The organism is Kitasatospora sp. NPDC054939, assembly GCF_053610105.1.
Map to the genome: position 1 here is coordinate 1 of NZ_JBSGXP010000179.1, position 17,020 is coordinate 17,020.

The 17,020-nt window shown below is 74.8% G+C and carries 20 protein-coding genes; 6 read left to right on the forward strand and 14 right to left on the reverse strand.

The window, feature by feature from the left end:
• Window positions 1–45: 45 nt before the first annotated feature.
• Entirely contained in the window at window positions 46–1,686 is a 1,641-nt protein-coding gene (locus tag ACWGB8_RS33865; RefSeq protein WP_452217487.1) for an HtaA domain-containing protein, read from the reverse strand.
• Between the two features lie 23 nt (window positions 1,687–1,709).
• Window positions 1,710–3,224 carry an HtaA domain-containing protein gene (locus tag ACWGB8_RS33870; RefSeq protein ID WP_452217488.1) on the reverse strand — a complete coding sequence of 505 codons (1,515 nt, stop codon included), beginning with the start codon at window positions 3,222–3,224 and terminating at the stop codon, window positions 1,710–1,712.
• 170 nt (window positions 3,225–3,394) lie between these two features.
• Here ACWGB8_RS33870 and ACWGB8_RS33875 point away from each other — a divergent pair, with 170 nt between their 5' ends.
• Genes ACWGB8_RS33875 through ACWGB8_RS33885 form a run of 3 tightly spaced genes read left to right on the forward strand, consistent with a single transcriptional unit; the run spans window position 3,395 to window position 6,353 of the window.
• A complete protein-coding gene (locus ACWGB8_RS33875) occupies window positions 3,395–4,420 on the forward strand; it encodes a heme/hemin ABC transporter substrate-binding protein (RefSeq protein WP_452217489.1) in 1,026 nt (341 codons plus the stop codon).
• The gene (locus ACWGB8_RS33880; protein WP_452217490.1) at window positions 4,417–5,526 is read left to right on the forward strand and encodes a FecCD family ABC transporter permease; all 1,110 of its coding nucleotides are present in this window, start codon (window positions 4,417–4,419) and stop codon (window positions 5,524–5,526) included. The genes ACWGB8_RS33875 and ACWGB8_RS33880 overlap by 4 nt, the downstream gene beginning before the upstream one ends.
• On the forward strand, window positions 5,523–6,353 hold the full coding sequence (locus ACWGB8_RS33885) for a heme ABC transporter ATP-binding protein (protein ID WP_452217491.1): 831 nt from the start codon (window positions 5,523–5,525) through the stop codon (window positions 6,351–6,353). Before ACWGB8_RS33880 ends, ACWGB8_RS33885 begins: the two co-directional genes overlap by 4 nt.
• A gap of 6 nt (window positions 6,354–6,359) precedes the next feature.
• On the opposite strand, the gene ACWGB8_RS33890 is transcribed toward ACWGB8_RS33885, so the two are convergent.
• Both ACWGB8_RS33890 and ACWGB8_RS33895 read right to left on the reverse strand, forming a co-directional pair.
• Window positions 6,360–6,575 (reverse strand): dodecin, encoded by a 216-nt coding sequence (locus ACWGB8_RS33890; protein WP_452217492.1) that lies wholly within the window; start codon window positions 6,573–6,575, stop codon window positions 6,360–6,362.
• 185 nt (window positions 6,576–6,760) lie between these two features.
• Window positions 6,761–7,348, reverse strand: a complete 588-nt coding sequence (locus ACWGB8_RS33895; protein ID WP_452217493.1) for an RsiG family protein — start codon at window positions 7,346–7,348, stop codon at window positions 6,761–6,763.
• A 275-nt stretch (window positions 7,349–7,623) separates the two neighbouring features.
• Between ACWGB8_RS33895 and dtd the strand changes: the two genes are divergently transcribed.
• Window positions 7,624–8,064: a D-aminoacyl-tRNA deacylase gene (dtd, locus tag ACWGB8_RS33900; protein ID WP_452217494.1), complete on the forward strand. Its 441-nt coding sequence runs from the start codon at window positions 7,624–7,626 to the stop codon at window positions 8,062–8,064.
• A gap of 36 nt (window positions 8,065–8,100) precedes the next feature.
• Here dtd and ygfZ read toward each other — a convergent pair whose 3' ends face one another.
• The 3 genes from ygfZ to ACWGB8_RS33915 form a co-directional block, all read right to left on the reverse strand.
• Window positions 8,101–9,072: a CAF17-like 4Fe-4S cluster assembly/insertion protein YgfZ gene (gene ygfZ, locus ACWGB8_RS33905; protein ID WP_452217495.1), complete on the reverse strand. Its 972-nt coding sequence runs from the start codon at window positions 9,070–9,072 to the stop codon at window positions 8,101–8,103.
• Window positions 9,073–9,082: 10 nt separating this feature from the next.
• Entirely contained in the window at window positions 9,083–9,547 is a 465-nt protein-coding gene (locus tag ACWGB8_RS33910; protein ID WP_452217496.1) for a Fur family transcriptional regulator, read from the reverse strand.
• 86 nt (window positions 9,548–9,633) lie between these two features.
• Window positions 9,634–10,236: an FABP family protein gene (locus ACWGB8_RS33915; RefSeq protein ID WP_452217497.1), complete on the reverse strand. Its 603-nt coding sequence runs from the start codon at window positions 10,234–10,236 to the stop codon at window positions 9,634–9,636.
• 286 nt (window positions 10,237–10,522) lie between these two features.
• On the opposite strand from ACWGB8_RS33915, the gene ACWGB8_RS33920 reads away from it, so the two are divergent.
• The gene (locus ACWGB8_RS33920) at window positions 10,523–10,894 is read left to right on the forward strand and encodes a DsrE family protein (RefSeq protein ID WP_452217498.1); all 372 of its coding nucleotides are present in this window, start codon (window positions 10,523–10,525) and stop codon (window positions 10,892–10,894) included.
• On the opposite strand, the gene ACWGB8_RS33925 is transcribed toward ACWGB8_RS33920, so the two are convergent.
• The 7 genes from ACWGB8_RS33925 to ACWGB8_RS33955 form a co-directional block, all read right to left on the reverse strand.
• On the reverse strand, window positions 10,888–11,163 hold the full coding sequence (locus tag ACWGB8_RS33925; RefSeq protein WP_452217499.1) for a DUF3099 domain-containing protein: 276 nt from the start codon (window positions 11,161–11,163) through the stop codon (window positions 10,888–10,890). The genes ACWGB8_RS33920 and ACWGB8_RS33925 overlap by 7 nt on opposite strands.
• Window positions 11,164–11,238: 75 nt before the next feature.
• Window positions 11,239–11,529 (reverse strand): DUF1416 domain-containing protein, encoded by a 291-nt coding sequence (locus ACWGB8_RS33930; RefSeq protein ID WP_452217500.1) that lies wholly within the window; start codon window positions 11,527–11,529, stop codon window positions 11,239–11,241.
• 40 nt (window positions 11,530–11,569) lie between these two features.
• The gene (locus ACWGB8_RS33935; protein WP_452217501.1) at window positions 11,570–12,403 is read right to left on the reverse strand and encodes a sulfurtransferase; all 834 of its coding nucleotides are present in this window, start codon (window positions 12,401–12,403) and stop codon (window positions 11,570–11,572) included.
• A gap of 267 nt (window positions 12,404–12,670) precedes the next feature.
• A complete protein-coding gene (locus ACWGB8_RS33940; protein ID WP_350517234.1) occupies window positions 12,671–12,751 on the reverse strand; it encodes an Ms5788A family Cys-rich leader peptide in 81 nt (26 codons plus the stop codon).
• Window positions 12,752–13,007: 256 nt separating this feature from the next.
• Window positions 13,008–13,721, reverse strand: coding sequence for an LmeA family phospholipid-binding protein (locus ACWGB8_RS33945; RefSeq protein WP_452217502.1), 714 nt, complete (start codon window positions 13,719–13,721; stop codon window positions 13,008–13,010).
• A gap of 193 nt (window positions 13,722–13,914) precedes the next feature.
• Window positions 13,915–15,231, reverse strand: a complete 1,317-nt coding sequence (locus tag ACWGB8_RS33950) for a hypothetical protein (protein WP_452217503.1) — start codon at window positions 15,229–15,231, stop codon at window positions 13,915–13,917.
• Between the two features lie 5 nt (window positions 15,232–15,236).
• A complete protein-coding gene (locus ACWGB8_RS33955; protein ID WP_452217504.1) occupies window positions 15,237–15,530 on the reverse strand; it encodes a MoaD/ThiS family protein in 294 nt (97 codons plus the stop codon).
• A 736-nt stretch (window positions 15,531–16,266) separates the two neighbouring features.
• On the opposite strand from ACWGB8_RS33955, the gene ACWGB8_RS33960 reads away from it, so the two are divergent.
• A complete protein-coding gene (locus tag ACWGB8_RS33960; protein WP_452217505.1) occupies window positions 16,267–16,998 on the forward strand; it encodes a response regulator transcription factor in 732 nt (243 codons plus the stop codon).
• The last annotated feature ends 22 nt before the right edge of the window (window positions 16,999–17,020 follow it).

Genomic DNA, 17,020 nt, shown 5'->3' on the forward strand with positions numbered 1-17,020 from the left:
GCCGCACGGTGGGTGCGGCGCGGGCGCGGGCCCGGGGACGGGTCGTTACGAGCGGGCGGCGTCCCGGCGGCGGACCAGCACCGTCGCACCGCCGCCGAGCAGCACCAGGCCGGCCGCGGTGGCCAGCAGCGGAACGGCAGGGGCGTCCGAACCGGTGGCGGCCAGCAGGCCGCTGCCCGAGCCGCCGGTGGTCAGCACGGCCCCGCCGCCGGTCGTCCCGGTCCCGGCCCCGGCCCCGGTGACCGAACCACCAGTGGTGGTGCCGGTCGCGCCCGGCCGGCCGCCGGTCGGCAGCTGGGCGTCCTTGGTGAAGGAGAGCACCACGGTCACCGGGTCGAGCACCTCGCCGGCCGGGTACTGGCCGAACGCCGGCACGGCCTCGGGCGTGAGGGTGGCGGGCACCCGGGAGAGCGTCACCACGCCGTTGACCGGGGCGGGGCCGGCCTTGGCGAGGTCCAGCTTCGCGACCCTGGCCCCGGTCAGTGCGACGGTGGACTTGCCGTCCCGGCTCTTGGCGGTGACGTCGGCGGTCAGGAAGGCACCGTCCCGGTCGATCACCACCCCGAACCCGGCGAAGGTGGTGTCCAGCTGGTGGCCGCCGCTGCCGTCCGGGTGGCCGAGGAAGCGCACCGAGCCCTTGAAGCCCGCCGTGACGGTGTGGGTGGCGGTGTCGTAGCTGCCGCTCGCGCCGCCGAAGCGGTAGTCGGCCGCGCCGTCGCCGAACTCCACCGTGCCGCCGGTCGCCGGGAGGGCCAGGTAGTTCCGGAACTTCTCCTTGACCGACCACTCCAGGCTGCCCGCGACCACCGGGATCCGGCCGGCCGGGGCGGTGCCGGTCGGCGTCGGGGTGCCGGTCGCGGTCGGCGTGGCGGTGGCCGTCGGGCTGCCCGTGGCGGTCGGGGAGCCGGTGGCCGTCGGGCTGCCCGTGGCCGTGGCCGTCGGCGAACCGGTCGCGGTGGGCGAACCGGTGGCCGTCGGGCTCTGCGTCGCCGACGGGGAGCCGGTGGCCGTCGGGGTGACCGACGGGGTGGTGGCGGTGGGCGACGGCGTGGCCGGGCTCTGCTTCAGCAGCAGCGCCAGCGGGTCCAGGTCGGCACCGGCCGCGTAGAAGCCCGCGAACACCTTCGCGCCCTGCTCGGTCAGCTTGCTCGCGGTCGGCACACCGGTGGTGGTGTCGCGCCCGACGGTGAAGGTCGCCAGCGGCACGTCGTCCCGGCGGACGACCTCGGAGGAGCCCATCGACTCCTTGGAGGCGGTGTCGGCGGTCAGCGTGCCGGCCGTGCCCGCGGTGGTGATCCGCAGGTCGCTGAGCGCGATGTCCAGCGCGCCGTGGTGCGCGGTGAACCGCACCCCGCCGGTGAAGGAGGAGCTCAGCGTGTGCGTCGACAGGTCGTACGCGGCACGGTTCAGGCCGAAGCGGAAGCTGCCGTCGGCGTTGGTGGTCGCGCCGCCGGTCAGCTCGACGGCGCCCTGGCCGACCGGGCTGGTGACGTAGCTGCGGAAGCTCGCCTTCACGCCCCAGTCCAGCGAGCCGGTGCCGTAGACGACGCTGCCGGGGCCGCCCGCGCCGAAGGCCAGCGCCGGGGCGCCGAAGGCGGTCAGGCCGAGTCCGGCGGTCACGGCGGCGAGTGCGGTCAGCCGGGTGCGGTTGCGGCGGCCTGCGCGCATGGCGGTGCTGCGTGGCATGGTGTCGTACTCCGTTCGACGGGTCAGGAATTCGGGTCTTCGTCGGCCGCGGCGGGGGTGCCGGCGGGCTGCGCCGCGCGCCGGCGGCTGCGGGCGAACAGGCCGCCGGCGACGGCCAGGGCCGCGGCCAGCACGCCGCCGACCACCGCGGGCACCGGGACACCGTCCGAGGACGTGCGCGCGGTGGCGGCCGGGGCCGCGGCGGGGGTGGTGGCGGGGGCGCTGCCGATGTCGGGCAGCGGGGGCAGGGCGGCGGCCGGATCGAGCGCCACCGCGAAGCTGAGCGGGTCCATCTCGGTGCCGGCCGGGTAGAGGCCGCCGAACGCCTCGGCACCCGCCTCGGTGAGCCTGAGCGGGAGTTCGACCGCCTTGAGCAGTCCGCCCCCGGTCGTCAGCCCGGCCGGGTCGAAGACGGCCAGCTCGACGGCGGAGGCCTGCCGGGTGGAGCCGTCCGGCGTACGACCGGAGACCTCGGCGATCAGCAGCCCTCGGCCGTCGGCCACCCGCACGCCGGGGTCGGCCAGGGTGAGGTCGAGGCCGAAGGTCCCGCCGTTCTGCAGGCCGGTGAACCGCACGCTGCCGGTGAAGGCCGCCGTCAGCGCGCCGCCGCCCGGGTCGTGGCTGCCCCCGGCGGGGCTCCAGCGGAAGAACGCGCCGCCGTCCGCCGCCCCCCGGCCGAGCTCCCAGCGGCCCTTGGCGATCGCACCGGTGACGTAGTCGCGGAAGGTCCGCCGCACACCCCAGTCGAGCGCGCCCCGGGTGAACTCGGTCCGGGCCGCCGCGGTCGGGGACGCCGCCGCGGTGGCGGTGGGCTCCGCGGCCGCGGTGGCCGTCGGGCTCGGCGCCGGGGCCGCGGTGGTGGACGGCGCGGTGGACGGCGCGGGCGGCGGGGTGCTGCGCTCGGCCGCCGGCAGGTTGACCGAGAGCGTCAGCGGGTCGAGCTGCGTCCCGGCGGTGTAGAAGTTGCCGAAGGCCCTGGCCCCGGCGTCCGTCAGGGTCGCGGGCACGCTGCTGAGCGTCAGGCTGCCGGAGGCGCCGCGCAGGTCGACGCCGGACAGCGAGAGGTCGGCCAGCTTGGCCTGGCTCGCGCTGCTGACCTTGCCGGTCTCCTTGGACTTGCTGCTGACGTCCGCGTACAGCCCGGCCGCGCCGCCCTGCTGGGCGCGGAAGGTCAGCCGTCCGATGCTCAGGTCGAGTGCGTTGCCGCCGTTCTCCGGGTGCCCGGTGAAGCGGACCCCGCCGGAGAAGGCGGCCGTCAGCGCGCCGGTGGCCGGGTCGTACGTACCGGTGGCCGAGTGGAACCGGAAGGTGTTCCCGCCGACCGTGGCGGTGCCCCCGGTGAGGCCCCAACTGCCCTGGGCGATCGGTCCGGTGACGTACGTCAGGAAGGACTGCTTGATCCCCCAGTCGAGCCGTCCGCCGGCGACCCTCCCCTCCGCCGCGGCCGCCTGGCCGGGCAGGAGCGCGACCGTCAGGAGGGCGGCGAGGACGGCCACCAGATGGGCGGCCAGGCGGCGGAGCCGGCTGAGCAGAGGCACGGCGGATCACTCCTCGGCACGACTGGGGACATGGCGGACGGAGGGCCGACGCGACGCCGCCCCCCTTGCGAAACTCAGGTAAGGCTAACCTAATATATGAGTCAAGAGCCCCGTCCCCCACCCCTCCCCCGGGCCGAGCGACGCGGCAACACCCGAGGAAGGGGCGCACGTTGAGCAGCAGTACGATCCGAACCCGGGCGGCCCGCGGGCCCGCCGCCCTGCTGCTCGCCCTGGCCGCCCTGCTCGCCACCGTCGGCTGCGAGGCAGGCGGCGGCACCACCGGCAACAGCAGCACCGCCGCCGCCCGCACCCCCGACACCGTGGAACCGCTGCCGGACGCCCCCGCCCCGCAGCTGCCCGCCACCACCGCCTCCGCCGACGGCCGGCAGGTCACCGTCAGCAGCGTCGAGCGGATCATCCCGCTCAACGGCAGCCTCGCCGAACTGGTCTTCAGCCTCGGCCTCGGCCCCAAGGTGGTCGCCAAGGACGTCTCCACCACCTTCGAACAGGCCGCCGCCCTCCCGGTGATCACCCAGGCCCACGACGTCTCCGCCGAGGGCGTGCTCTCGCTGCACCCCACCGTGGTGCTCGCCGACCGCTCCACCGGCCCCGCCGAGGCGATCGCCCAGATCCGCGCCGCCGGCGTCCCGCTGATCGTGCTCGACGACGCCAGGAAGCTCGCCGACGTCGACACCCGGATCGACACCGTCGCCGCCGCCCTCGGCGTCCCCGACGCCGGACACCGGCTCAAGGAGCGCACCGCCCAGCGCCTCACCGAGGCCAGGGCCGCCCTGCCCGCCGCCGAGCGCCGGCCCAGGGTCGCCTTCCTCTACCTGCGCGGCAGCGCCTCCGTCTTCCTGCTCGGCGGCCCCGACTCCGGCGCCGGGTCGCTGATCGAGGCGGTCGGCGGCGAGGACGCCGGCAGGGCCGCCGGGCTCACCGGCGACTTCACCCCGCTCACCAGCGAGGCCCTGGTCAAGGCGGCCCCCGACGCGATCCTGGTGATGAGCAAGGGGCTGGAGTCGGTCGGCGGCGTCGACGGACTGCTCAAGCTCCCCGGCGTCGCGCAGACCCCGGCCGGCCTCGACCGCCGGATCGTCTCCGTCGACGACGGCCGACTGCTCAGCTACGGCCCCCGCACCCCCCAGGTGCTCCGCGAGATCGCCGGCCAGCTCTACCCGGCGGGCGCCGCGTGACCGCCGCCACCGGGCGCAGCGCCGCACCGGGCACGGCGAAGAGCACCGCGCCGGGCACCGGGACCGGCTCCGCCGCGCCGCGCGGCCGCAGCACCCTGATCATCACCGGCCTCGCCGCCGCCCTGCTGCTCCTCGCCCTGCTCGCCGCCGGCGTCGGCGCCTACCGCATCCCCGCCGGCGACATCCTGGCCTCCCTCGGCCACCGCCTCGGCCTCGGCGGCCACGCACTGGAGCGCGTCCCCGAGTCGGTGCTCTGGAACGTCCGCCTCCCCCGGGTCGTCCTCGCCCTGCTGGTCGGCGGCTCGCTCGGCTGCGCCGGCGCCCTGATGCAGGGCGTCTTCGGCAACCCGCTCGCCGAACCCGCCGTCATCGGCGTCTCCTCCGGCGGCGCGGTCGGCGCGGTGGCCTGCATCGTGCTCGGCCTGGACGCCCTCGGCAGCTGGACCATCACCGTCTTCGCCTTCGCCTCCGGCCTGCTGACGGTCTTCGCGGTGTACGCGATGTCCCGCGCGGGCGGCCGGACCGAGGTGGTCACCCTGATCCTCACCGGCGTCGCCGTCAACGCCTTCTGCGGCGCCCTGATCGGCCTCTTCCTGTTCACCGCCGACACCGCCGCGATCAACCAGATCACCTTCTGGCAGCTCGGTTCGCTCTCCCAGGCCACCTGGGGCAAGGTCCTCGCCGTCCTGCCGTTCGCGCTCGCCGGCCTGGCCGCCGCCCCGCTGTACGCCCGCCGGCTCGACCTGCTGGCCCTCGGCGAACGCCCGGCCCGCCACCTCGGCGTGGACGTCGAGCGGATGCGCCTGGTGCTGATCACCGTCGTCGCCCTGCTCACCGCCGCCGCCGTCGCGGTCAGCGGCATCATCGGCTTCGTCGGCCTGATCGTGCCGCACCTGCTGCGGATGGCGGCCGGCCCCGGACACCGCTTCCTGCTGCCCGCCTCCACCCTCGGCGGCGCCCTCGTCCTGGTCACCGCCGACCTGGCCGCCCGCACCCTCGCCCAACCGGCCGAACTGCCGTTGGGCGTGCTCACCGCGCTCATCGGCAGCCCGTTCTTCTTCTGGCTGCTGCGCCGCACCAGGACCAAGCAGGGAGGCTGGGCATGAGCCCGCTCGGATTCCGGCTCCGCGCCCCCAGGGCCGTCCCCGACCGGCCCGCGCGCGGCGCCGACCTGCTCGCCGCCGAGGGCGTCCGGCTCACCGTCGGCGCGCACGAGCTGCTGACCGGCGCCACCGTACGGGTCCGGGCCGGCGAGGTGCTGGCCCTGCTCGGTCCGAACGGCGCCGGCAAGTCCACCCTGCTCTCGGTCCTCGCCGGGGACGTCCCGCCGAGCGCCGGCGAGGTCCGGCTGCACGGCCGCCCGCTGGCCGGGTACGGCACCGCCGAACTCGCCCGGCACCGGGCCCTGCTGCCGCAGTCCGCCGCGCTGTCCTTCCCCTTCCCGGCCGGCGAGGTGGTCCGGATGGGCCGCGCCCCCTGGGCCGGCACCACGGCCGCCGACCAGGACGCGGAAGCCGTCGCCGAGGCGATGGCCGCCACCGAGTCCACCGCCTTCGCCGAGCGCCCGTTCACCGCGCTCTCGGGCGGCGAACGGGCCCGGGTCGCGCTGGCCCGCGTGCTGGCCCAGCGCACCCCGCTGCTGCTGCTGGACGAGCCCACCGCCGCCCTCGACCTGCGCCACCAGGAACTGGTGCTGCGGGTGGCCCGGGCGCGCGCCGCCGCCGGGGACGGCGTGGTCGTCGTGCTGCACGACCTCTCGCTGGCCGCCGCCTACGCCGATCGGGTGGCACTGCTCGCGGCCGGGGCCACCGTCGCCGACGGCCCGGTGGCCCGGGTGCTGCGCGCGCCGCTGCTCAGCGAGGTGTACGGGCACCCGGTCGAGGTGCTCCCCCACCCGCGCACCGGCGCGCCACTGGTCCTGCCGGAGCGCTGAGCCGGGTCAGCCCTCGTCCTCCAGTCGGAAGCCGATCTTGAGGCCGACCTGGAAGTGCTGGATCCGGCCCTCCGCGAGGTGGCCCCGGACCTGCGTGACCTCGAACCAGTCGAGGTTGCGCAGCGTCCGGGACGCGCGCTCGACGCCGTTGCGGATCGCCGCGTCGATGCTCTCGGTCGAGGACCCGACGATCTCGGTGACCCGGTACACGTGCTCGCTCATGGCGGCCTCCTCGGTGCTGCGGTTCGGTGCGGACCGGGCCGCGCGCGGCGGGGCGGCGCGTACCCGACGCGCGCACCGGCGAAGCGGCGGCCCCCGGTCCACCGTGCACCCGGGGTGCCCGTTCCGCACCCCGGCCGCCGCCACCCGGGAGCGGGGGAACCACAGCGCGCCCGGGAGCCGGGGAACTACAACGGACCGCCCGCGAGCAGGTCGTCCACCCGGGCCTCGCCGTCGCGGTACCGGCGGGTGATCTCGGCGTTGCAGCCGTCGGCCGTCCGCAGCAGCAGCTGCCGGCGCCCCGACACCTCCCGTTCGTGCGCGCGCAGCCGCTCCAGGGCCGCCAGCAGCTCCTCGGCGGTGTGCGCCGCCAGGTCGGCCAGCTGGACGTCGCCCATCAGGGCGTCCGCCTCCAGCCGGCAGTGCTCGCCGCGCGGCGGCCCGAAGGTGACGTGCCGGGCCGACAGCCGCACCGTGGACGGCGCGTCGGTGAGGATCGCCGGCAGCCGGTCCAGCAGCGCCCCCACCGGCCCGTCGGCCCCGGCGGCGGTGCGGACCTGGCCCCCGGGCCGCCGGTCGAGCTCGGCCCGCAGGATGTCCATCCGGCCGTGCAGCAGCCGCCGGAGGTAGGAGAGGTCGGCCTCCTGCTCCAGCGTCCGCCGGCGCAGGGTCCGCAGCTGCTCCAGACCCAGCCGTTCGAACTCGGGCTCCACCAGCGGCTCCGGGCCTCCGGATACCTGCCCGGACCGGTCCTGCTCCGTGCTGCTCGCGTCCATCACCCAACCACCTGCCGTCGTCCCGATCCCGCCCGCTCGCGCGCGCCCGGCCCGGGCGCGGCGACGCGCCCAGGTGCCCCAGCGTGCCACCCCGCCCACCGCCGGTGCACCGCCCGTGCACCCGAACGGCCCCCTGGCGAACGGGGGTGGCTGATACGACCGGAGGAACGCCCAGGACAGCGGGCGCCGAACCCCGCGCAGGCGCGCACCACCCGGCGCACGCCAGGTCAGTACGCGCCTCCCGGGGCCGTCCGCGGCTCCGGCACAATGGCCGCATGCGAGCAGTGGTGCAGCGAGTGACCGAGGCCAGGGTGACGGTGGCCGGCGAGACCGTCGGCGCGATCGAGGGGCCCGGCCTGTGCGTCCTGGTCGGCGTCACCCACGACGACACCCCGGCCGAGGCCGACCGGCTGGCCCGCAAGCTCTGGAGCCTGCGCCTGCTGCCCGCCGACGAGCAGGGTGTCGAGCAGTCCTGCTCCGACAACGGCGCACCGCTCCTGGTGATCAGCCAGTTCACCCTCTACGGCGACGCCCGCAAGGGCCGCCGCCCCACCTGGAACGCCGCCGCCCCCGGCCCCGTCGCCGAACCGCTGGTCGACGAGGTGGTCGCCCGGCTGCGGGCGCTCGGCGCCAAGGTGGAGACCGGCCGTTTCGGTGCCGACATGCAGGTCGCCCTGGTCAACGACGGCCCGTTCACCGTCCTGGTCGAGGTCTGACCGCGGGCCGCCCCTCCTCCTCCACCGCGGCGGCCGCTACTGCGGGACGATCACGTCCTGGGTGCCCGGCACCGTCCCGGCCAGCAGCACCGCGTCCACCGGGGTGTTCCGCTTGACGATCGCCAGCGCGATCGGCCCCAGCTCGTGGTGGCGGGCCGAGGACGTCACGAAGCCCAGCGCCCGGCCGTCCGGGTCCGAGGCCAGCCGCACCTCCGCGCCGTGCGGGGGCAGCACCTCCTCGGTGCCGTCCAGGTGCAGGAAGACCAGCCGGCGCGGCGGCCGGCCCAGGTTGTGCACCCGGGCCACCGTCTCCTGGCCCCGGTAGCAGCCCTTCTGCAGGTGGACGGCGGTGCCCAGCCAGTCCACCTCGTGCGGGATCGTCCGGTGGTCGGTCTCGAAGCCCAGCCGCGGCCGGTGCCCCTCCAGCCGCAGCGCCTCGTACGCCCACACGCCGGCCGCCGGACCGTACCCCGCCACCAGCTCCGCCAGCTCCGCGCGCGGCAGGAAGAGGTCCCGCCCGTACGGCAGTTCGCGCACCGCGGCGGCCCCGTCCACGGAGGCGGTGGAACCGGACGGCAGGTGGACCACCGCGTAGTCGGCGGTCGCGTCGGCGACCTCCACCCGGTAGAAGAACTTCATGCTCTCCAGGTAGCCCACCAGCGCCTGCTGGGTGCCCGGCTCGACGTGCGCCCAGGTGGTGGTGCCGTCGTCGACCAGGTACAGCGCGTGCTCGACGTGCCCGTTCGGGGAGAGCACCAGCGCCTCGGTGGCCTGCTGCGGAGGCAGCGCGCTGACGTGCTGGGTGAGCAGCAGGTGCAGCCAGGAGAGCCGGTCCGCACCGGTCACGGTGACCACGCCCCGGTGCGACAGGTCGACGAAGCCGGTGCCCTGCGCCAGGTGGCGCTGTTCGCGGAAGATCTCGCCGTAGTGCGCGGCGACGCCCTCGTCGGCCCCCTCGGCGGGGACGGCACCGGGCAGGGCAAGCAGCGGGCTCTTCGTACCGGTCATACCGGCCAGCTTACGACCCGCTCCCGGCCCGCTCGGCGGTGCAGTCGGCGCAGCGGCCGAAGATGGCGAAATGCTTCAGGTCGGTGTCGAAGCCGTGCTCGGCGCGCAGGCTCTCGATCAGCGGGGCGGCGATCTCGGTACCGGTCTCGGTGACCCGCTCGCAGTCCCGGCAGACCAGGTGCAGGTGCTGGTGGCGGGCCGCCAGGTGGTAGGTCGGCGCTCCGTGCCCGAGGTGCGCGTGAGAGACCAGGCCCAGCTCCTCCAGCAGCTCCAGGGTGCGGTAGACCGTGGAGATGTTCACGCCGTCCGCGGTCTTGCGGACGTGGCTGAGGATGTCGTCCGGAGTGGCGTGGTCGAGCACGTCGACCGCCTCCAGCACGAGCTGGCGCTGCGGCGTCAGCCGGTACCCGCGTTCCCGCAGGTCGGCCTTCCAGTCGCCGGGGAACTGCCAATCGGTGGTCTCGGTGTCCGCCACGCTGCTGTCCCTGCCAAAGTCGGGGTCCTGGGGCAAGTGTAGGGACCGGCCCCGCGGCCGGTCCCCGACTCGGTCACCCGCAACGGTCAGCGGAAGAACGCGATCCCGTCGTCCGGCAGGTCGTTGATGTCCTTGATCAGCTGCGCCGGGCTGAGCACCTTCCGCAGCTGCGCCGACATGTACGGGCGCAGCGGGACCTCGGGGGCGGACTTCTCTCCGACCCAGAGCAGCTCCTCGTTGACGAAGCCGTACAGGCGCTTGCCGCCGGAGTACGGCGCCGAGCCCTCGATCCGGGCCACGGCGTCGGTGGCGACCTCGATCTGCGGCTTGCCGTCGGCCAGCTCGCCGTACCAGATCTCAACCGTGCCGTCGTCGCGGACGGAGGAGACCTCGATCCCGCGGGCCCCGCTGGTGCCGTGCGGGTTGCTGGTGATCCGCCAGAACGCGTGCTCGTTCTCCAGCGGACGGACCTTCTCGCCCTCGTTGTCCAGCACCCAGGTGCGGGAGCGGAACTCCAGGAAGGGGCGGCCGTCGTGGCGGATCACGATCTCCTGGCCGAAGTTGCACTTCTCCGTGCCCGGGCCCTCCTCGCTGGGCAGAGGGGCGTAGACGCCCGCGCCCTCCCAGGTGCCGAGGAGGAAGGCGAGCGGGACGACGTCCTGGTGGAGGTCAGAAGGGATCTCGATCATGTTCCTGGTCGCTGTCGTCGGTGCGGTACAGGCTCAACCGTACGGCAGTCGGGCTCAGCGCTGGCCCTGGTACAGCTTCATCACCGAGAAGATGGCGAACCAGGTGATCAGCACGGCCATGAGGGCCAGCAGACCGTCGAAGAAGATTTCCAGACCGGACACGGGGGGCTCCCAGGGCGGCGACAGTGTGGTGGATTTTGCTGGCGCTCACTCTATCCGGCGCCCCCCGACCGGTCTCGGTGAGCCCCGCCACGTCGTGAAATCGGCGGGCCCTAGGGTGGGCGGCATGTCGTCGAACTCGAAGAAGCTCGTCATCAAGGTCACGGCCGGCGCGGACGCCCCGGAGCGGTGCTCGCAGGCGTTCACGGTGGCGGCGGTGGCCGTCGCCAGCGGGGTCGAGGTGTCGCTCTGGCTCACCGGCGAGTCGTCCTGGTTCGCCCTGCCCGGCCGCGCAGCGGAGTTCGAGCTGCCGCACGCGGCGCCGCTGCCGGACCTCCTGGAGTCGATCCTGGCGGCCGGCACGGTCACGCTGTGCACGCAGTGCGCCGCGCGCCGCGGGATCGAGCAGCAGGACACCGTGAAGGGTGTCCGGATCGCGGGCGCCCAGGTCTTCGTCAGCGAGATCATGGCCGACGGCGTGCAGGCGCTCGTCTACTGATCGCGCGGCTCCCGGTCGGGGCGGTCCCGGTCGTGGCCGGGCTCGTCCCACCGCGGGTCCTCCCAGCGCGGGTCGTTCCACCAGTCGTCCTCCGGGTCCCGCCGGTTGGCGAAGACCGCGGCGACCGGCGGGATGACCATCGCGAAGAGGCACATCCCGATCGCGGCCGGGACGGAGTGGAAGCGCACCACTCCCCAGGCCAGGACGAACGTCGACAGGCAGACGCCCATCATGACGAAGTAGAAGAGGTGCCTCCGGCGTGCCCGCACGCCTCCACGGTACGGCCGGAGGGCCCCTGCGCGGCAGGGGCCCTCCGGGTGTCCTCGGGTGGTGTACGCCCGGGGTCAGACCGCGATCGCGACGTCGACCGGGGTGCCCTGGGAGGCGACCACCTGGCGGTCCACGGTCTGGCCCGGGACCAGCGCGCGCAGGGTCCACTTGCCCGGGCGGGCGAAGAACCGGAACTGGCCGGTCGCCGAGGTGGGCACCTCGGCCGTGAACTCGCCGCCCTCGTCGAGCAGTCGGACATAGCCGTTGACCGGCTCACCGTCGCGGGTCACCGAACCCTGGATGATCGTCTCGTTCGCCACGTCAACTCCTGCCAGGTCCGGGCCGCCGGCCTTCGCACCGCACATGTCTTGTCTTCCCTTCTGACTTACGGATCGAGCCGGTGGCTCAGTTGCCGAGCTCGATCGGCACGCCGACGAGGCTGCCGTACTCGGTCCAGGAGCCGTCGTAGTTCTTGACGTTCTCCTGGCCCAGCAGCTCGTGCAGGACGAACCAGGTGAGCGCGGAGCGCTCGCCGATGCGGCAGTAGGCGATGGTGTCCTTCGCCAGGTCGATGCCCTCGGCCTCGTACAGCGCCTTCAGCTCGTCGTCGCTCTTGAAGGTGCCGTCGTCGTTGGCGTTCTTGGCCCACGGGATGTTGCGGGCGCTCGGGACGTGGCCCGGGCGCTGCGACTGCTCCTGCGGGAGGTGGGCCGGGGCGAGCAGCTTGCCGGAGAACTCGTCGGGCGAGCGCACGTCGACCAGGTTGAGGTTGCCGATCGCGGCGACGACGTCGTCGCGGAAGGCGCGGATCGAGGAGTCGGCGGCCTGCGCCTTGTACTCGGTGGCGGCGCGGGCCGGCACCTCGGCGACCAGGTCGCGGGAGTCCAGCTCCCACTTCTTGCGGCCGCCGTCGAGCAGGCGGACGTCGCCGTGGCCGTACAGCTTGAAGTACCAGTAGGCGTAGGAGGCGAACCAGTTGTTGTTGCCGCCGTAGAGCACGACCGTGTCGTCGTTGGCGATGCCCTTGGCGCTGAGCAGCGCCTCGAAGCCGGCCTGGTCGATGAAGTCGCGGCGGACCGGGTCCTGGAGGTCCTGCTTCCAGTCGATCCGGACGGCGTTGCGGATGTGGTTCTTCTCGTACGCGGTGGTGTCCTCGTCGACCTCGACGATGACAACCTTCGGGTCGTCCAGGCGGGCCTGGACCCAGTCGGCGTCGACCAGGACGTCGCTGCGGCTCATGGTGGTGTTCTCCATCCGGGGGCGGTTTGCGGAAGGTGCTGCTCTGCGAGTGCTGCTGAGGTGCTTGCTGCGGTGCTGCAGGGGGTTCGCCGGAGCGGTCCGGTGCGGCGGGTCCGAATTCCTGTCCGAATACTGGGACGGCCCGGGGTGGCGCCTCGCAACGGGTGGCGGTCGGCGGAACTGCAGCGGCGACGGTCGGCGCGGAGGCCGGCCCGGGTCACCGGGGGAATCGGCGGCGGGCGTGAAGTGCCCCGCTGAGACGCCGAGTTAGCGCATTCGACACAGACAGGCGGCCACGCGGCACAGGTCTACCGCCCGCCGCTTCGTGAGGTCCGTCTGTCGCTTCATGCCGACGATGCTAGGGACACCGGAGGCCCGCTGTCATCAGCGTATCGAATATTGAGACCCAGCGGCTCGAATGCTGGGATTTGGTGAACTCATGGGGTGCGGGGCCCGGCCACCGGCGGGTCCGGAGTCGGCCGACGGGGCGCCGCGGCGCGGAACGCCACCGCTCCGCGGCCGGCGCTGGACAGCGCGTCTCGCGGAGCGGAACGGGGGAAAGGGGGAGGTGGGGAGGTGGGGAGGTGCGGCCGGGGCGGGCGCCTCAGCCGATGAGGTCCACCTTGGTGCCCTCGAAGGAGAGCTTCAGACCGTCCTGCTGCGGGGCGACCCCGGACAGGCTCAGCCCGGCCGGCAGCGACGAGAGCGTGAAGCTCATCGGCTCGATCTTCTGGTTGGTCGCCCCGGCGACCACCGCGGCCATCCCGGAGAGCTGGAAGCCCTCGACGGTGACGGTGTTGCCCTGGCTCTTGAGGGTGCCCTCGCCGATCTCCAGCGGCCCCAGCGCGGCCTTGATCTTCCCCGGACCCGCGTACGAGAGCGTCGGCCGGGTCCCGCCGCCCACCGGGAGCCGCCCGCCGGACAGCAGCCGGGAGGCCGGCGGCATCAGCTGCGACAGGTCGGCGTAGCCGATCAGGCCGCTGCCGCTGCCCTTGTCCACCGTGGCGCTGCTGAAGCTGTCGCTCACCGAGACGCCGGACAGCTTCGCCGTGAAGGACTGCAGGGCGACCTGGCGCGTCCCGTTGCCGACGGTCAGCCCGTTCGAGGAGATCCGGACGTCGTCCAGCTTCATCGACAGCGCCTGGGTGAGGAACGGGAAGCCCTCGATCGACACGTCGGGGCGCTCGCTCATCCGGCCGCTCTTCACCAGGCGGTCGGCGGCCTCGCCCTCGGCCACGCCGACGGCGATCCGGTCGGCGCCGACCAGCAGGCCGCCCACCGCCACCACACCGATCGTCGCCTTCTGCCACCCGCGCATCGCACTCCCCCGTCGTCAGCGGCCACCCCTTCGGGCGCCTGGTCCCGCACGACCGTACGACGTCCCGCCCCGGGGCATGGTTCCGGGGGCGGGACGGGGCCGGCGGGCGGGCACCGACCCGTGATCGTCCGGGGTCGACCGTGATCGGCCTGGGGTCGACCGACCCGGGCCGGCCGATGGGCCGGCCCGGGGGTCAGCCCGCCAGCAGGCGGGTCGCCACCCAGATCAGCGGCGCGGACACGGCCAACGGCAGCGCCACCCCGGCCGTCACGTGCACGAAGCGCGACGGGAAGTCGTACGCCGCCACCCGTCGGCCCAGCAGCGCACCGAGACCGGCCAGCACCCCCAGGGCGGGCGGCGCGCCGACCGCCAGGCCGAACACCACCGCGGCCACCAGGCCGAGCACCGGGCCCACCTGCTTCGGCCCCGGCAGCGGGGCCGCCGCCAGCAGGGTGGCCAGCGCCACCGCACCGACCGCCGCCGGCACCCAGTCGGACAGCAGCAGCGCCGTACACAGCACCGTCACCACGGTGGCCGAGCCCAGCACCGTCAGCGCGTAGAACCGCTCGGCCGGGTCGGACGGGCGGAAGGTCTGCAGCACCAGCACGAGCAGGAAGAACCCGCCCAGGGTGCCGACCGCCGCCGCCGCACCGCCGCTCCGGCCGGCCAGCAGGACCGCGGCGTCCGCGACCAGACCGGCCAGCGCGGCCAGCGCGATGCCCTGGCGGGCGGGCCACATGCCGTTCAGCCGGAACCAGCCGGCCGCCGTCAGCACCTGGAGCACCGCCACCACGACCGCGAGCGCGGGCACGCCGATCGCCGCGCCGCCCGCCAGCAGCGCGGCCGCGCCGGCCGTGATCAGCGCGGGCTGCAGGCCCGGGTCGATGATCGGCGAGCCGGTCCGCGCCCGGGGGCCGGCCGGCGCAGCCGGCGGCTGCGGGAACGGCGGCTGCGGGGCCTGCGGGGCCTGCGGGAACGGCGGGGCCGCGACGGGGGCCTGCCGGGGCAGCGCCATCGTCGGGTTGTCCAGCGGGTGCCCGTGCGGCTGCCCGGCCTGCGGGGGCGGGCCCTGCGGCGGCTGCGCGTACGGCGGCTGCTGCTGTTGCTGCTGTTGCGGGTACGGCGGCCGGGCCTGCTGCGGCGCGGCCGGGTCCTGGCGGGACAGCGTCATGGTCGGGCTGTCGAGCCCCTGGCCGTACGGCAGGCCGCCCGGCGGTTGCCCGGGCACCGCCTCGTACGGCTGCTGCCCGCCCGCCGGAACGCCCGCCGGCGCCGGGCCCGGCCCACCCGTCTGCGGGAAGCCCTGGCCGTACGCCTGCGGGCCCGTCTGTTCGAAGCCCTGGCCGTACGACTGCGGGCCCGGCCCCTGCGGGTGGCCCGGTTCCTGCGGGTAGGCCGGCTGGGGGGCGTACGGCCCGCCCTGCGCGCCCGGCGCCTGCTGCCAACCGCCGGTGGGATCGCCCTGCGTGCCCTGCGGGTGTCGGCCGTGTCCGCCGTGTCCCTCGTTCACGCCGCTCACCCGCCCGCGAACGGCGGGAGCACCTCGACCGTGCCGCCCTCGCTGAGGGCCACGGTCGCGTGGTCGCGGGCGCCGACCTGCGCGCCGTCCACCAGGTAGGAGCAGTGCCCGAGCACCCGGCCGAACCCGGGCCGGTCGGCGTGCCGCTGCCGGGCCGCGTCCAGCGCCTCCGCCAGGGTGGCCGCCTCGTACGGCTCCTCGGCCAGCCCCGCCTCGGCCTTCGCGGCGGCCCAGTAGCGGATCGTCCCGCTGACCCGCACGCCCTGCGCGGGATCGGTGGTCGCACCCATGGCACAACCCCTTCTCGTCGTCCTCGACCGGCCCGGTGGCCCGGTCCGGGCCCCACCGGGGCGTCCGCCCGCGCGCCCGTGCTGAGGGGGCGCGCGCGGTGCCGCCGAGGGTGCGTCCCATGATGGCCTGTCCGCGGCCCCGACCGGCAATCGCCCCACATCAGCCCCGGGCTCCGGCCGTTCCGGGGGCTCCCGCCCGGATGTCCGGTCGGTGTCCCGGCGGTGTCCCGGCGGTGTCGGGGCTGTGTCCAGGCTCACCCGCACCCCGCCCGGAATGGCCGAACCGCGGCTTTCGGGACCTCCCCGCACGGGGCGCGGTCGGCTATTCTCGTGGCGTAAGGGATCCGGGCAGAGTCGCCCCCGGGTCCTTTTGTGCTTTCAGGACGCCAGTACGGACGTCCTTGCGAATCGTCGGTCCCACCCCCGGCGCCGAGCAAGGACCGCCCCGCCATTCGCGGCACAACGGAGTGCCCGGGTCCGGCGGAGTGTCGTCACCCGGCTCCGGGCCGCCGCCCGGCACCGGGACTGACCGGAAGGTTCGCGGGATGAGCAGGGCAGGAACGGTGCACCAGGGGTTGCGGGACCTCCGGCGCGGTCCCCGTCCGGCCGTGCAGGCCGGCGAATCCTCCGGTGCGGAGCCGGCGTCGACCCTCACTCGAACCTCAGCACGTGCGCCATCCGGCTGTGGCGGCAGCCGCAACGCGACCGCGACGACCCGGAAAGGGGACCACCGGGTATGAGTTCTCTGCTCCTCCTCACCAACGCACTGCAGCCCTCCGCGGAGGTGCTGCCCGCCCTGGGACTGCTGCTGCACAGCGTCCGGGTGGCACCGGCCGAGGGCTCGGCCCTCGTCGACACCCCCAGCGCCGACGTCATCCTGGTCGACGGGCGGCGCGACCTGCCGCAGATCCGCAGCCTCTGCCAGCTGCTGCGCTCCACCGGGATCGGCTGCCCACTGATCCTGGTCGTCACCGAGGGCGGGCTGGCCGCCGTCACCGCCGACTGGGGCATCGACGACGTCCTGCTCGACACCGCCGGCCCGGCCGAGGTCGAGGCCCGGCTGCGGCTGGGCATGGGTCGGCTCCAGGTGGCCACCGACGACAGCCCGATGGAGATCCGCAGCGGCGACCTCTCGGTGGACGAGGCCACCTACTCGGCCAAGCTCAAGGGCCGGGTACTCGACCTCACCTTCAAGGAGTTCGAGCTGCTCAAGTACCTCGCCCAGCACCCCGGCCGGGTCTTCACCCGGGCGCAGCTGCTGCAGGAGGTCTGGGGCTACGACTACTTCGGCGGCACCCGCACGGTGGACGTGCACGTCCGGCGGCTGCGGGCCAAGCTCGGCGTGGAGCACGAGCAGCTGATCGGCACCGTGCGCAACGTCGGCTACCGCTTCGTCGTACCGGAGAAGCCGGACAAGGGCGAGCGGCCGGAGCTCGGCCAGCGCCCGACCGCCCCGCTGGAGGCCTGACCCCGGTCACCGGGCCCGCCGC

Excerpts from the sequence above, each read along its gene's own strand:
- ACWGB8_RS33920 (WP_452217498.1), top strand. The coding sequence starts at position 10,523 with ATGTCGTCGAACTCGAAGAAGCTCGTCATCAAGGTCACGGCCGGCGCG.
- dtd (WP_452217494.1), top strand. The coding sequence starts at position 7,624 with ATGCGAGCAGTGGTGCAGCGAGTGACCGAGGCCAGGGTGACGGTGGCC.
- ACWGB8_RS33885 (WP_452217491.1), top strand. The coding sequence starts at position 5,523 with ATGAGCCCGCTCGGATTCCGGCTCCGCGCCCCCAGGGCCGTCCCCGAC.
- ACWGB8_RS33945 (WP_452217502.1), bottom strand. The coding sequence starts at position 13,721 with ATGCGCGGGTGGCAGAAGGCGACGATCGGTGTGGTGGCGGTGGGCGGC.
- ACWGB8_RS33935 (WP_452217501.1), bottom strand. The coding sequence starts at position 12,403 with ATGAGCCGCAGCGACGTCCTGGTCGACGCCGACTGGGTCCAGGCCCGC.
- ACWGB8_RS33915 (WP_452217497.1), bottom strand. The coding sequence starts at position 10,236 with ATGATCGAGATCCCTTCTGACCTCCACCAGGACGTCGTCCCGCTCGCC.
- ACWGB8_RS33895 (WP_452217493.1), bottom strand. The coding sequence starts at position 7,348 with ATGGACGCGAGCAGCACGGAGCAGGACCGGTCCGGGCAGGTATCCGGA.
- ACWGB8_RS33960 (WP_452217505.1), top strand. The coding sequence starts at position 16,267 with ATGAGTTCTCTGCTCCTCCTCACCAACGCACTGCAGCCCTCCGCGGAG.
- ACWGB8_RS33865 (WP_452217487.1), bottom strand. The coding sequence starts at position 1,686 with ATGCCACGCAGCACCGCCATGCGCGCAGGCCGCCGCAACCGCACCCGG.
- ygfZ (WP_452217495.1), bottom strand. The coding sequence starts at position 9,072 with ATGACCGGTACGAAGAGCCCGCTGCTTGCCCTGCCCGGTGCCGTCCCC.
- ACWGB8_RS33940 (WP_350517234.1), bottom strand. The coding sequence starts at position 12,751 with ATGAAGCGACAGACGGACCTCACGAAGCGGCGGGCGGTAGACCTGTGC.
- ACWGB8_RS33955 (WP_452217504.1), bottom strand. The coding sequence starts at position 15,530 with ATGGGTGCGACCACCGATCCCGCGCAGGGCGTGCGGGTCAGCGGGACG.
- ACWGB8_RS33890 (WP_452217492.1), bottom strand. The coding sequence starts at position 6,575 with ATGAGCGAGCACGTGTACCGGGTCACCGAGATCGTCGGGTCCTCGACC.
- ACWGB8_RS33930 (WP_452217500.1), bottom strand. The coding sequence starts at position 11,529 with ATGTGCGGTGCGAAGGCCGGCGGCCCGGACCTGGCAGGAGTTGACGTG.